Below are 12,897 nucleotides of genomic sequence, written 5' to 3' on the forward strand. Positions count from 1 at the left end.
GAAAGCTCTTTTAAATGCATTGGGGGTGAGACAGGTTAATTTGTACATCCTATGTAAAAAAAACAGGAATATTCTCCTGTTCTTTAAGTGCAGTAGAGGTTCTACTGAAGCGGTTCAATAAAAACGTTCATGATTCCTCCGCAAATTCCGCCGTCTTCATAAAGAAGACCGCTTGTCAGATCGACGTTATGTGTAACCGGTTTTCCTGTTTTAATCACTTCAAGTGCTTTTTTGATGACCTCACCTTCACCGCAGCCTCCACCAATGGTTCCGATGAGGGCTCCTGTTGACGTGATGATCATTTTTGACCCCGTTTTACGTGGAGTCGATCCTTTGGTAGAGACAATAGTGGCGAGCGCGGCCGGTTTCTTGATTTGCAAAAACGTGTGAATCACGTTGATCATTTCGTGTTCCCGCAACGTTTTGTCCCCTTTCTGAACCCCTTTTTGGCCAACTCACGGATATGGGAACTGAGCGGCTCTCCGTTCTTTTTGTTTCTCACGGCAAGGATTTCAGCGAAAATGCTGACCGCAATCTCTGCTGGTGTCTCTGCTCCGATATCCAATCCAACAGGGGTGTGGATGTGGGTAAATGTTTCTTCGGGAAAATCATTGCGGAGTTGTTCAAACACACCTGCAATTCTGCGTCTGCTTCCGATCATACCGATATATGCTGGGCGATCCTTTCTGGACAATAACTGTTGCAGGATCAGCACATCGAACTGATGCCCTCGCGTTAACAGCAGAATATAAGTCGAATTTTGCAGGGGAACATTTTGAAAGTAGGAATGAAAAGATTGGCAGCACAGTTCGTCTGCACAAGAAAAGCGTTCCTTATTCACAAAGGAAGGGCGGTCATCAACCACAGTCACCGAGAAGCCCAGCATGTATCCCATTTGTGCGACCGGTTCCCCGACATGGCCCGCTCCTGTAATGATAAGATGCGGAGAAGGAGGGAAGGCTTCATGAAAGATGGTGTACCGTTTATTTTGCCATTGAAAATCAAGGGAAGACGTGTTCTGCTGTGAAAAAGAAGGGGCGCAAAATGCAGCGGTGGCACGTATCAAATCATCGGACACCCCTTTTTCTCCATAAGCGGTTTCGGATAAAAGAAGGATCCGTTTGCCGATCAGTTCAGGACTTGCTTCTGTGAATGTCACAAGCGAAACCGTTGTCCGGTTTAAGATGGCTTCTGAAAGTTTATGGTACAGGACTTCTTTTTTCATTGGCGCACATCCCGGGATTTCAGCGCCTGATAAATTCGTTCGGGTGTGGCTGGAAGATGCATGATTCGTACTCCTGCTGCGTCATAAATCGCATTCATGATGGCAGCGATAATGGGGATCATCACAACCTCTCCAATACCCTTTGCCCCAAAAGGCCCGGTCTCTTCCGTGCTTTCAACCGGGAAGGTTTCGATAACGGGAGTCTCCCTGATGGTGGGTATGATGTAGTTTGTAAAATTAGCCGTTTGGTGATAACCGCCTTCCATTAATACATCCTCATACAGCGTGTAGCCGATCCCCATGACAGCACCGCCTTCCGCCTGCCCCTCAAGACCCTGAGGATTCAGCACTTTTCCGGCATCGGGTATGGAAACGACACGAAGAACTTCTGTTTCACCGGTAAGTGTATCGACTTCAACTAAAGCAAGATGAGTTAAATATCCGTATAAATGATGAGGAGCGCCTCCTGATCCGGGAAGTTCTTCTTTTTCTTTTGGAAGCATGAAATGGCCCTCTACCTTTGTTGAAAGCCGGTTTTCTTGTAGGTAGGCATAGAGTTCTTCATAGGTTGAAGCTTGTTCCCCATTCTCTGTTATTGCGTAATATTCATTTTCACCAATCAGTATGTTCTCCGGCTCCACCTTATGCAGGGCAGAAGCTGCTTCAGTCAGGAGACGGAACATATGGGGAACAGCAGCTGCGATCGCTTTGCCTCCTGTATATGTGGAACGGGAGGCGGTAACAGTTCCGCTGTCGAGCGTTTTTGCTGTATCACCCTGGATGACTGTTATTTTTTCAATATCACAGTTTAAAAGCTCTGCTGCCACCTGGGCATAGACTGTGCTGTTGCCTCCTCCAATATCCTCACAACCGACCCCAATCTTATACGTCCCATCCGGCATCAGTTCAATGGTGGCTGCTCCATAGTCTGGCAGACCGATTCCCATGCCGACCGCATGAAAAGAGGTGGCTACTCCGATTCCCCGTTTTTTCCACGGTTCGCTGCTGTTTTTTTTATGAGTTTCCCTATTTTTCCAAAGCTCGCAGTTTTCAGCGGTCTCCAGTGTTTTTAATGTACCTACGCTGGTTTTTAATTCGTGCCCGATGCTTGAGCGGTCTCCTTTTTCATAAGCGTTTTTCTTTCGAAGCTCAATGGGGTCCATGCCGAGTTTTTCGGCGATCATATCCATGTGGGTTTCAATGGCTGCACACACCTGATTAACGCCGAAGCCTCTGAATGCTCCGGAGATTCCGTTATTGGTATAGACGCAAAATCCTTCCAGGTCAACATTCGGAATCTTGTAGGGGCCGCAGCAATGTTCGATCGCCAGCGCGATGACCGCACCTCCAAGCGAGGCGTAGGCTCCCGTATCGGCAACTGCGCGCACCTGATTGGCAAGCAGGGTGCCATCCTTTTTTGCTGCTGTTTTCATTTGTACCTTGAACGGATGCCGTTTGATGCCGGCAATCACGGATTCTTCACGGGATAAATGTATTTTAACCGGTCGGCCGCCGGTATGAAGAGCAAGAAGGGCCAGGTAGATTTGAACCGTGATTTCATCCTTACCTCCGAATGCTCCTCCTATCGGATGCGAAATCACCCGGATTCTCGCGGGATTCATCGCGAGCGCGCGGGCAATTTGCAGGCGATCTCTGTACGCATACTGCCCTGGGCAGCGAATGGTCAGCATTCCGTCCGGCTCCACGACTCCCCATCCGCCTTCTGTTTCAATAAAGGCATGCATCTGGCGTGGAGAATAAAAGGTGTTTTCCAAAATCACATCCGCTTCTTCAAAGGCCGCGTCCGTGTTGCCGTTTTTAATGATGACATGACTATGAATATTGCCGTTTTCGTGCAGGGAGGGAGCATCGGAAGACATGGCAAATTCCGCATCAGTCACTGGGTTAAGCCGTTCATAATTCACTTCAATGAGCGAGAGAGCATGTTCGGCGATTTCCTTTGTTTCTGCCGCAACCAAAGCAACCGCATCTCCCGTACAGCGAACCACATCACGGGCGAGAACAGGCTGATCCGGCACAACAATGCCAAATCCGTTAAAGCCCGGAATGTCTTTGTGGGTTAAGACACAGACAACACCCGGTAATGATTCCGCCTTTGACGTATCGATGGATTCGATTCTTGCATAAGGATACTTGGAACGAAGGACTTTCCCCCAGACCATCTGTTCAAAATGATAATCTGTCATATATTTTAGCGTGCCTGTTACTTTTTCTGGTGCATCCATCCGGGGGACTCGTCTGCCAATATATTTAAAGTGGTTTTCTTTCATTGTCTGCCCACCTTTTCATTAAACGGTACAATCCTCTTTCTAAAAGGGCACTCGCCATATCTCTGCGATAGGACGCCGAGGCACGGATATCGGAGATAGGCATGACTTCCTTCCACGCGACGCTGCTTATATTCGATATCATGTCATTTGATAGTTCTCCGAGAGAGAGCATAGCTTCACACTTTTTCGCTCTCAGGACGGTAGGACCCACGGAACCGAAAGCGATTCGGCCGCCTAAACACTCCTTTGTTCCTTCCTTCATGGACAGGCTGATCGCCACATTCACGATGGAGATGGATTGGGCTTTGCGCGGACCGAGTTTTTGAAAAATACCGATGTCATGTTTACCACGGATTTTAAAGGAGATTTTCGTGATGATTTCATTAGGGAAGGCCACTGTTTTACCTGGCCCGATAAAAAAATCTTCTGCGCTGACTTGTCGTTTTCCGGTTATTGAGGTGAGCTCAATGCTGGCTCCTAACGCAAAAAGAGCGGGTATTGTATCGCCGGCAGGGGAAGCGGTTCCAATATTTCCGCCGATTGTGCCCATATTTTGCATCTGGGCTGCCCCGACTTCCCGGCTGGCTTGTACGAGGACATCGGCATGGTCCTGCAACAGGGGAGACGAGATGATTTCTGAATGGGTGGCCAACGGCCCGATATGGATTTCATCTTTTTCGATAGCGATAAATTTTAATTCATCGATGTTTTTCAAATTCAGCCAGCAATCATGCTGCCATTTTCCTTCCTTCATGCGAACAACCGCATCGGTTCCCCCGGCCAGCAGCCTAATGCTGGCTTTCTCATTTTCAAGAAGGTAAAGGCATTCCAGGAGAGAGTGGGGTGAAAGCATATCTATCTCTGAAACATACATTACAGATCCTCCCTATAAGCAGCTTCATAATCGTCCGGCGTGTTCAAGTTTAAAAGAATGCGAGGGTCAACGGTTTTCATCAGTTTAACCCTTTTATGGTGCTTTTTAATGATGCTCCGCAATCCTTCCGTCTCTTCTGTAATCAGTAGCAGCTCGGAATAAAGAAGGCTTGGCAGAAGAATCGGATGCCCCCGTTTCCCGTTATGGACAGGGATGATAATAGATTCTGGATCGGATTTATGAAGCTTGTCCATTTGGCAGAGAACCTCAGACAAAAGAGGCTGATCAACCGCAGCAATAAGGACACCGGTCGAATTCTTATCCATGCCATGCCATCCGATTCTGATGGATGAGCATTTTCCAGAAGAATAGTCGTTATTCTTTACTATTTTCACAGAGCTGCCATTCAATTCCCTGCTTAATTCAGCCGCTCGAAAGCCAAGTACGGCCACCACATCCTTAATCCCTGCGTTTTGAATGGTTTTAACCTGATAAGCGATAAGAGATAGCCCCTGCCATCGAAGAAGAGCTTTGGTTTGGTTCATCCGGGAAGACCGGCCTGCTGCAAGCAGAATACAGGATAGGCTGGAAGCGGTCATGCTCTAAAGTTCCCTGAACGTCAGTTGTTTTTGAGCTGCTGTTTGAACGGCCTTCAGTATTTTTGTATAGCCTGTACAACGGCAAAGGTTGCCGCCTAGTGCCTGCTTGATTTCGTCCAGGCCGGGCAGGTGGCCGATGCTGTTCAAATAAGATCTTGCAGATACAATCAGACCTGGCGTACAGTATCCGCATTGGGTAGCCCCCTCATCCATAAACGCTTGCTGGACGGGATCCATATTTTCCGGTGTGCCAATGCCTTCCACTGTAATGATGTTTTCCCCATGAACCTGTCCGGCGAGCACGAGGCAGGAACAAACTGGCAGGCCGTTTAGCGACACGGTACAAGAACCGCATTCTCCCTTGCCGCAGCATTCCTTACTGCCTGTTAAACCCGCATCTTCCCGGAGAACCTCCAGAAGTGTTTTCGAAGGACTGCATGTAACCGAAATCTCTGTTCCATTTACGAAAAAATCAATGGTCTTCATTGTCCGACCTCCCAATATAATTTTAGGACAAATCAACATGCTCTTTTGGGCTAGCACTAAATGAAGTTTGTACAAATATAGTAGGTTTTTTCAAAAACATTCCTATTTTCATAGCTTTTAAGGGAGGTGATGTGGAGAACTTCAACAAGAATAACAAACATCTGGGAGGGAAGCAGAATGGCTCAATTGAAAACGTGGAAAGTAGGAGTACTTGGTCTGCAGCATGTTCTTGCCATGTATGCCGGAGCAGTCATTGTACCGCTCATCGTTGGACCGGCCATTGGGATGAATGCCCAGCAGCTGGCCTATCTGATCTCTATTGACCTGTTTACCTGCGGAATTGCCACCCTGCTGCAGGTCATTGGCGGTAGGCATTTTGGTATCAGGTTACCGGTCATTCTCGGCTGTACATTCACAGCTGTGGCGCCCATGATTGCCATTGGAAAACTTGAAGGAATTACGGCGATTTATGGCGCGATTATCGCCTCGGGACTGGTCGTCATGGTGCTTTCACAGTTTGTCGGCAAAATCCTTAAATTTTTTCCGCCGGTTGTAACAGGTTCAGTTGTACTCATTATCGGGGTGTCGCTGATCCCGGTTGCCATGAACAATGCGGCAGGGGGACTTGGATCGAAAGGATTTGGCAGTCTGGAAAATTTGGCACTCGCCAGTTTTACATTCTTGCTGATCATTTTAATTAACCGGTTTTCCAGAGGCTATGTCCGGGCGATCTCTGTATTGTTATCTCTGATCGCGGGAACGGTTCTTGCTTCCGTTATGGGGCTTGTGGATGTCACCCCTGTTAAAGATGCGTCCTGGTTTCATATGGTACAGCCGTTTTATTTCGGAATGCCTGAATTTCACGTTTCAGCCATACTCACCATGTCTATTGTCGCCATTGTGAGCATGATTGAGTCTACCGGTGTATTTCTCGCGTTAGGGGACATTTGCGACCGGAAGCTTGAATCCCGGGACATTAAGAAAGGCTTGAGGGCAGAAGGATTTGCTATTGTGATTGGCGGCATTTTTAATTCCTTTCCCTATACGTCCTTCTCACAGAACGTTGGGCTTGTGGCCTTGACAAAAGTAAAAACAAGAAATGTGGTCATTGCCGCTGGCGGCTTTTTAATACTTCTGGGCCTGCTTCCCAAGATTGCGGCTCTCACCACCATTATTCCAACGGCAGTCCTTGGCGGGGCGATGGTTCCGATGTTTGGAATGGTCATTGCTTCAGGTGTGAAAATGCTGTCACATGCCGATTTTTCAAGCAATGAAAATCTTCTGATTGTCGCTTGTTCGGTAGGAATCGGGCTAGGAACTGCCGTCGTTCCCATGGTGTTCAGCGAGCTTCCGGACGGTGTAAGGCTCCTTGTGGAAAATGGGATCGTCATTGGAAGTTTAACGGCGATTTTGCTGAATCTAGTATTTAATTTCAAGTCTATGAATATACATGAGCAGGAAAGGATGAAGCAGCTGAAAGCCGATGGGGACGCAATATAACAGCTTATGGTTCGGGGGCGGCGATCTGGCCCCCTGCCAGTACCGTTCCTTATCACTGTTTTGTTCTAAAAAAGTCTAAAGGAGAGTCGGAAATGGATCTGATTTTAAAAAATGCAATGATCCCACAAGGAGACCGGACGGTAATCACCAACATTCTCGTGCATGAGGGCAGGATTACCGGCTTTTGCAACGATATTCAAACCTTAAATGCGGACAAGGTACTCGACATGGAGGGCAAACTGGTGGTTCCAGGCTGTATTGATCCGCATACTCATTTTATGGATCCAGGGTTCACCCACCGGGAAACGTTTGCGACAGGTTCACGGTCAGCGGCAGCGGGAGGATTAACGACCATTATTGATATGCCATGTTGTTCCAAGCCTTCTGTACGAGATGGGGAGAGCTTTCAGAAAAAAATCGCTCCAATCCGGGGACAGGCGTATATTGATTATTGCTTCTGGGGCGGCATGACGGGAGAGGATGCCCGCAATGGCTGGATCGATAACATCTATCCACAAATCGATGAAGGTGTTGTAGCGTTCAAGGTATACATGACGCCATCCGTGCCAACCTTTCCGAAAGTGTCCGACGGCGAAATGCTGGAGATTTTTCAAAAAGTCGCAAAAACAGGAATGCCAATCGGGGTTCATGCGGAGAACTATGATATTTGTACCTTCTATACAGAAAAGCTGAAGAATGAAGGAAGGGAAGATGGCCCTGCCTGGGCAGAAGCACGGATGGCGCTTGCGGAAAAAGTAGCCATTGAACTTATTATCAGCTATGCAGAAGCCACGGATGCGCGTGTTCATGTCGTTCATATGAGCACCAAAGAAGGCGTTAAACTGGTACGTGAAGCGAAAAAACGCGGTGTTAAGGTGACATCGGAAACGTGTCCTCATTACTTGATGCTGAATGCACAGGACTCCATGACCGAAAGAGGAACCTTTGCCAAAATCGCTCCTCCACTGAGAGGCAAGGACGATAACCAGGCTCACTGGCAGGCATTGGCAGATGGAACTATTGACTTTGTAGGAACAGATCATGCGCCATATGAAATCGCAACTGAAAAGGCCGCAGCCGATTCTTCCATATGGAACAGCTTCCCTGGCATTCCGGGTGTAGAGACCATGGTTCCGATCCTGGTAAGCGAGGGATTGAACAAAGGACGGCTGTCGCTATCCCGTTTTGTTGAAGTAACAAGCAAGAATGCCGCGGTTCATTATGGCATCTATCCGAAAAAAGGAGCCATGGAAATCGGCAGTGATGCGGATTTTACGGTTATTGATCTTGATCATGAGTGGGTCATTGATGAAAAGCAGACAGAGTCGATGGCCAAATACAATCCATTGCACGGAATAAAGCTCAAAGGGCGCCCGGTGCAGACGATCTTAAGAGGAACCGTTGTCTATGACTATGAAAAAGGCGGAATAACAGGTACAGCCGGATACGGAGAATACGTGAAACGACAGAGCATCCAGCGCCTTGAGCGAATGCTGAAGTATGAAAACTATGAAACAGCAAATCAGCCATCAGCCGCACGGCAGCAGCTGGAAAAAAGCAAATAAGAAAGGAGATGCCTATGGAATTGAGGGGAAAGAAGCATGTGGTTGTGGTCATTGACATGCTGAATGACTTTATTGGGGAAAAAGCGGCACTTCGCTGTGAAAATGGAGAGAAAATCGTTCCAGCCATTAAAGAGCTCGTGGACTTTTGCCATGAAGAGAATATACAGGTTGTGTTCGTCCAGGAAGCGCACCGGCAAAATGACCGTGATTTCCGGGTCCGGCCGGTTCATGCGATAAAAGGAACATGGGGCTCGCAGTTCATTCCCGAACTTCAGCCGGATGAAAGCAAGGGAGATTATGTGGTTCAAAAAAGAAGACACAGTGCATTCAGCTATACCGATTTTGATTTGTTCTGCCGGGAAGAGGAAATAGATACCGTCGTGCTGACAGGGGTATGGACCAATGTGTGCGTGAGAAGCACCGGTTCTGACGCGCTTTATCATGGATACAACGTGATTTGCCTGTCAGATTCCACAGCCTCCAAGGATGATTCAATGCATGAATCCGGACTTCGGGACATTGATTTATTCGGAGACATTATGACAACGAAAGAGTACATGGAAGCGGCAAGAAAAAAGTTCTCGAATAACAACCAGGTCGTATAATCTGCCATGGGCCAAAACAAACGGATCATTGTCGGTGTAACAGGAGCGAGCGGTGCTCTGTATGGCTACTCGCTCGTCCGGGCCCTGCATCAGCTGGGAATCGAAACGCACCTGATCGTTACCCAGATGGGAGAAAAGGTGCTGCAGTTTGAATGCGGGATCAGCATGGAAGCACTGAAGCCGTATGCTGAGATTCACAGCAATAAAAATTTATTTGCTTCCATTGCCAGCGGATCTTTTTTAACGGATGGAATGGTGGTTGTCCCTTGCTCGATGAACACGCTCGGTTCACTCGCTAATGGTGTCGGTGACACATTGCTCAGCCGTGCTGCGAGCGTCGTGCTGAAGGAGAGACGGCAGCTGATCGTTGTCCCAAGGGAAGCTCCTTTTCATCTCATCCATCTTCAGAACATGACGAGGCTTGCGGAGGCAGGAGCCTGCATTATGCCCGCTTCGCCAGGTTTTTATCATAAGCCGAAAGAGATTTGGGAGCTGGTGAACTTTATGTCCGGGAGAATTCTGGACATGTTGGGAATTGACCATGCGCTTCTGGAGCGATGGGGGGAGAAAGAATGAATCCAGCCACACTTCGTTCACTGCTGGACCAGTGGGATTCCGAACAAAAGCTTCTTCGTGTAAAAAGAGAGGTGGATCCGCTTTATGAACTGGGAGCCGTCCTTAAATCAAAACAGGGAAAGCAGCCGTTTTATTTTGAAAACGTAAAAGGCTATCACTCTCCCATGGTCGGAGGCCTCGGAGGAGACCGCCAGCTTGTAGCGGACAGTATCGGTATTCCTGTCAACCAGCTTATTCCAAAAATCATCCAGTCGATTGTATCTCCCATTCCAACCCACTTGGTGGCCTCCGGACCAGTACATGACAATGTCATTCTCGGCTCGTTCGATTTGGATACTCTTTTCCCCATCCCAACGTTTCATGAAGAAGATTCAGGTTCTTATTATGTTTCAGGCATTCTTGTGGTCAAGGACCCTTCAGGCCTAAGACGCTACACGTCCATCAGAAGGATGCAGTTTCTCGGAGGGAACAAGACCAGTGTTCTTATTACTTCCCCCGAATTGCTTCATCAATTTTATGATTATGAAAAGCGGAATGAACCGATGGAAGTTGCCGTTATGTTTGGTGTTGTTCCGGCCGTGGTTCTCAGCTCACAAATCAGCACGCATCTGTACCATACCGACAAGCTGGATGTAGCGGGAGCATTGATCGGCCAGGCGCTGGATGTGGTTCAGTGCCGGACGGTCGATCTGGAAGTTCTTGCTGAAGCCGAGATTGTGCTGGAAGGAAAGGTGCTGCCTCATGCAAGGGAGTTGGAAGGGCCGTTCGGTGAACTGGCCGGATATTATGGAACCCGCGCAGTGCAGCCTGTAATTGAGTTTTCTGCGGTTACGTACCGTGATCAGGCCATTTGCCAGACGATTTTCCCATCAAGTTATGAAGAACGGCTGCCCATGGCGCTCGTACGTGAAGCCACGCTGTTGAGCACGGTCAGACAGACCGTGCCCAATGTAAAAAAAGTTCATATCACCATGGGTGGTGTCGCCAGGTTCCACGCGGTGATTCAAATTGAAAAGGTAACAGAAGGGGACGGGAAACAGGCTGCTCTTGCAGCTTTTGCCAGTGATAAGGATCTGAAGCATGTAATCGTAGTGGATGAAGATGTGGACATCTTTAACCCGGAAGATGTGGAGTGGGCGCTGGCGGTAAGGGTGCAGGCCGACCAGGATATTTTCATTGTTCCGGGTGCAAAGGGCTCGCCTCTTGAAGCCTCTCACAACCTTAGAGGGGTCACGGCGAAGATGGGTGTGGATGCAACTGTTCCTTTGGACAAAAAAGAGGCGTTTAAGCGGACCTCTGTTCCGTTTGGTCCGATTGATTTAAAAGATTATTTGTAAACAAGGAGGAACGCAGGATTGAATGCGATCGGCATGATTGAAACACGGGGGCTGACGGCTGCTGTTGAAGCGTTGGATGCGATGGCTAAAGCGGCAAATGTTCAGTTGACCTCATTTAAAAAAGTAGGTTCAGGACTGGTTACAGTCATTATAGAGGGAGATGTGGCTGCCGTTTCGTCCGCCATTGAAGTGGGCAGGCAGGCTCACATTCAAACAGGGGGAGAGCTCATCTCATCGAATGTAATTCCACGGCCACATTCCGAACTGGCAAAGATTCTGTAGGGGAGGTGGGAGCTCGTGTCAGAATTTATGCGTGCGATTGTTCAAGAAGTGCTTCGCCCGGCTGAACGGCCGCCAAAAAAGGAAAAAGAGCCTCCTGCAGTTCAGCAGAAGCTGCACCGCCCAAACTATCAGAATGCCATGCGGGAAAAACGGTTGAACGAGTTGAAGGGAAATAATGAGAAAATCACATCTCCAGATGATGAGCTCGTTTCCCGGTTGAATATCCTGACACTTGCCCAGGGAGCTGAGAGAGGAATAACTGTACCTGCAAATCATGGGACCGAAAACACCGCCGCCGGACAACCGTGCGGCCGGCTGATCGGATCAGCCCCATCGGGTCTGGCCGCCTGGCTCTACACCAATCTTCCGCATGAAAGGATGGAATGGTTTCATCGCCCGATTCCCGCCCAGGGAGTTGCCGTTTTCTCCGCTCCTGTATCATCTCCCGGACAGCTTGTCATCCTTCAGGAGGAATTAAGCCGTACGGAGGATGTGAAATATTTCATTCAATGGGACAAAAACGGGAAGACAGCCTTTCTTTTGGAACTCTTTCATAACGATTGCAGGTTACTTGAAACTACCGCAGAAAACATGTGGCAATCTCTAAACCGTCAAACGAAAAAAAAGAATAAACTTTTTTACTTGGAGCAGCCGGGATCATGGCTGTTGAACCAGCTGGAACTCACGGGAATAAGAGGGGCTGTTGCCATTATGGAAGGTCTTGGCCGGTATGAATCCTATTCTCTACTTTTGCCGGTGCTGCAAGAGCTCGCATCAACCAATATCAGATACAAGATTGAGGAGAAATATCTGGTTCTTTATGGTGCTCATGAACAGCTTGCCAGCTATTTGCCCGGTTTTTTCGGAGAAATCCAACAGTAAGGAGTGAGAAATGTGCATGCATTGGGCATGATTGAAACCGTCGGATATTGTGCCGCTGTATCCGCAGCAGATGCCGCTGTAAAAGCCGCTGATGTGAAGATTGCCGCGATCGAAAAAGTAATTGGCGTTCAGGGGGCATTAGGTGTCACCCTTCACCTCAGCGGAGATGTAGCCGCCGTGGCCTCAGCGGTTGATGCAGGGAAAAAGGAGGCCGAACGGGTGGGGAAGGTCATCTCAGCCCACGTTATTCCAAGCACTCACAGCAATGTGGCAGAAAAACTCCTGTCCCGGTTTAAGCTGAATGCAGATAAAGAAACGGAGAGGGGTTAAATGTCTGAAGGTAATGAACAAAAAGCATCAACGGTGCCAATCCAAGAAAACAGGAGGAATAATAGAATGGGCGAAGCGTTAGGCTTGATTGAAACAAAAGGCCTGGTCGGTGCAATTGAAGCGGCAGATGCCATGGTGAAAGCTGCCAATGTGGAAATCTGCGGGTACGAAAAGGTAGGATTCGGTCTGGTGACCGTCATGGTAAGAGGGGACGTTGGTGCGGTAAAGGCGGCTACGGAGGCGGGGGCAAGTGCTGCGAGCCGTGTGGGAGAATTGGTATCTGTACATGTCATTCCACGCCCGCACAGTGAAATTGAAAGAGCGCTGCTGTCTAAAGGAGAATAA

Annotated in this window: 15 protein-coding genes; 9 read left to right on the forward strand and 6 right to left on the reverse strand. The window is 48.5% G+C overall.

Annotation, left to right across the window (positions count from 1 at the left end):
* Window positions 1-101 precede the first annotated feature (101 nt).
* The 6 genes from QNH15_RS08820 to QNH15_RS08845 are packed head-to-tail and all read right to left on the reverse strand — an operon-like array spanning window position 102 to window position 5,475.
* A complete protein-coding gene (locus QNH15_RS08820; RefSeq protein ID WP_283894132.1) occupies window positions 102-419 on the reverse strand; it encodes an XdhC family protein in 318 nt (105 codons plus the stop codon).
* Window positions 401-1,225, reverse strand: coding sequence for an XdhC family protein (locus tag QNH15_RS08825; protein WP_283894134.1), 825 nt, complete (start codon window positions 1,223-1,225; stop codon window positions 401-403). The genes QNH15_RS08820 and QNH15_RS08825 overlap by 19 nt, the downstream gene beginning before the upstream one ends.
* Window positions 1,222-3,516, reverse strand: coding sequence for a xanthine dehydrogenase family protein molybdopterin-binding subunit (locus QNH15_RS08830; RefSeq protein WP_283894136.1), 2,295 nt, complete (start codon window positions 3,514-3,516; stop codon window positions 1,222-1,224). Before QNH15_RS08830 ends, QNH15_RS08825 begins: the two co-directional genes overlap by 4 nt.
* Entirely contained in the window at window positions 3,497-4,390 is an 894-nt protein-coding gene (locus QNH15_RS08835) for an FAD binding domain-containing protein (RefSeq protein ID WP_283894138.1), read from the reverse strand. The genes QNH15_RS08830 and QNH15_RS08835 overlap by 20 nt, the downstream gene beginning before the upstream one ends.
* Window positions 4,390-4,989: a nucleotidyltransferase family protein gene (locus QNH15_RS08840; RefSeq protein WP_283894140.1), complete on the reverse strand. Its 600-nt coding sequence runs from the start codon at window positions 4,987-4,989 to the stop codon at window positions 4,390-4,392. The genes QNH15_RS08835 and QNH15_RS08840 overlap by 1 nt, the downstream gene beginning before the upstream one ends.
* 3 nt (window positions 4,990-4,992) lie before the next feature.
* Complete coding sequence (locus tag QNH15_RS08845) at window positions 4,993-5,475, reverse strand: (2Fe-2S)-binding protein (protein WP_283894142.1); 483 nt, start codon at window positions 5,473-5,475, stop codon at window positions 4,993-4,995.
* Between the two features lie 177 nt (window positions 5,476-5,652).
* Between QNH15_RS08845 and QNH15_RS08850 the strand changes: the two genes are divergently transcribed.
* The 9 genes from QNH15_RS08850 to QNH15_RS08890 all read left to right on the forward strand — a co-directional run bounded on the left by QNH15_RS08850 (window position 5,653) and on the right by QNH15_RS08890 (window position 12,897).
* On the forward strand, window positions 5,653-6,975 hold the full coding sequence (locus tag QNH15_RS08850) for a nucleobase:cation symporter-2 family protein (protein ID WP_283894144.1): 1,323 nt from the start codon (window positions 5,653-5,655) through the stop codon (window positions 6,973-6,975).
* A gap of 92 nt (window positions 6,976-7,067) precedes the next feature.
* On the forward strand, window positions 7,068-8,540 hold the full coding sequence (allB, locus tag QNH15_RS08855; RefSeq protein WP_283894146.1) for an allantoinase AllB: 1,473 nt from the start codon (window positions 7,068-7,070) through the stop codon (window positions 8,538-8,540).
* A 14-nt stretch (window positions 8,541-8,554) separates the two neighbouring features.
* On the forward strand, window positions 8,555-9,145 hold the full coding sequence (locus tag QNH15_RS08860; protein ID WP_061968606.1) for a cysteine hydrolase family protein: 591 nt from the start codon (window positions 8,555-8,557) through the stop codon (window positions 9,143-9,145).
* Window positions 9,146-9,151: 6 nt separating this feature from the next.
* Complete coding sequence (locus QNH15_RS08865) at window positions 9,152-9,721, forward strand: UbiX family flavin prenyltransferase (protein WP_129476585.1); 570 nt, start codon at window positions 9,152-9,154, stop codon at window positions 9,719-9,721.
* On the forward strand, window positions 9,718-11,058 hold the full coding sequence (locus QNH15_RS08870) for a UbiD family decarboxylase (protein WP_283894151.1): 1,341 nt from the start codon (window positions 9,718-9,720) through the stop codon (window positions 11,056-11,058). The genes QNH15_RS08865 and QNH15_RS08870 overlap by 4 nt, the downstream gene beginning before the upstream one ends.
* 18 nt (window positions 11,059-11,076) lie before the next feature.
* On the forward strand, window positions 11,077-11,340 hold the full coding sequence (locus QNH15_RS08875; protein ID WP_276203838.1) for a BMC domain-containing protein: 264 nt from the start codon (window positions 11,077-11,079) through the stop codon (window positions 11,338-11,340).
* 15 nt (window positions 11,341-11,355) lie between these two features.
* Window positions 11,356-12,222: a hypothetical protein gene (locus QNH15_RS08880; protein WP_283894153.1), complete on the forward strand. Its 867-nt coding sequence runs from the start codon at window positions 11,356-11,358 to the stop codon at window positions 12,220-12,222.
* 12 nt (window positions 12,223-12,234) lie between these two features.
* Complete coding sequence (locus QNH15_RS08885; RefSeq protein WP_129476577.1) at window positions 12,235-12,552, forward strand: BMC domain-containing protein; 318 nt, start codon at window positions 12,235-12,237, stop codon at window positions 12,550-12,552.
* A gap of 66 nt (window positions 12,553-12,618) precedes the next feature.
* Entirely contained in the window at window positions 12,619-12,897 is a 279-nt protein-coding gene (locus tag QNH15_RS08890) for a BMC domain-containing protein (RefSeq protein ID WP_061968615.1), read from the forward strand.

The organism is Fictibacillus enclensis (assembly GCF_030123385.1).
Lineage (GTDB): Bacteria > Bacillota > Bacilli > Bacillales > Fictibacillaceae > Fictibacillus_C > Fictibacillus_C enclensis.

Bases quoted from the DNA above. Each gene is read 5' to 3' on its own strand.
- QNH15_RS08825 (WP_283894134.1), bottom strand. From the start codon at position 1,225: ATGAAAAAAGAAGTCCTGTACCATAAACTTTCAGAAGCCATCTTAAAC.
- QNH15_RS08830 (WP_283894136.1), bottom strand. From the start codon at position 3,516: ATGAAAGAAAACCACTTTAAATATATTGGCAGACGAGTCCCCCGGATG.
- QNH15_RS08835 (WP_283894138.1), bottom strand. From the start codon at position 4,390: ATGTATGTTTCAGAGATAGATATGCTTTCACCCCACTCTCTCCTGGAA.
- QNH15_RS08840 (WP_283894140.1), bottom strand. From the start codon at position 4,989: ATGACCGCTTCCAGCCTATCCTGTATTCTGCTTGCAGCAGGCCGGTCT.
- QNH15_RS08845 (WP_283894142.1), bottom strand. From the start codon at position 5,475: ATGAAGACCATTGATTTTTTCGTAAATGGAACAGAGATTTCGGTTACA.
- QNH15_RS08850 (WP_283894144.1), top strand. From the start codon at position 5,653: ATGGCTCAATTGAAAACGTGGAAAGTAGGAGTACTTGGTCTGCAGCAT.
- allB (WP_283894146.1), top strand. From the start codon at position 7,068: ATGGATCTGATTTTAAAAAATGCAATGATCCCACAAGGAGACCGGACG.
- QNH15_RS08860 (WP_061968606.1), top strand. From the start codon at position 8,555: ATGGAATTGAGGGGAAAGAAGCATGTGGTTGTGGTCATTGACATGCTG.
- QNH15_RS08865 (WP_129476585.1), top strand. From the start codon at position 9,152: ATGGGCCAAAACAAACGGATCATTGTCGGTGTAACAGGAGCGAGCGGT.
- QNH15_RS08870 (WP_283894151.1), top strand. From the start codon at position 9,718: ATGAATCCAGCCACACTTCGTTCACTGCTGGACCAGTGGGATTCCGAA.
- QNH15_RS08890 (WP_061968615.1), top strand. From the start codon at position 12,619: ATGGGCGAAGCGTTAGGCTTGATTGAAACAAAAGGCCTGGTCGGTGCA.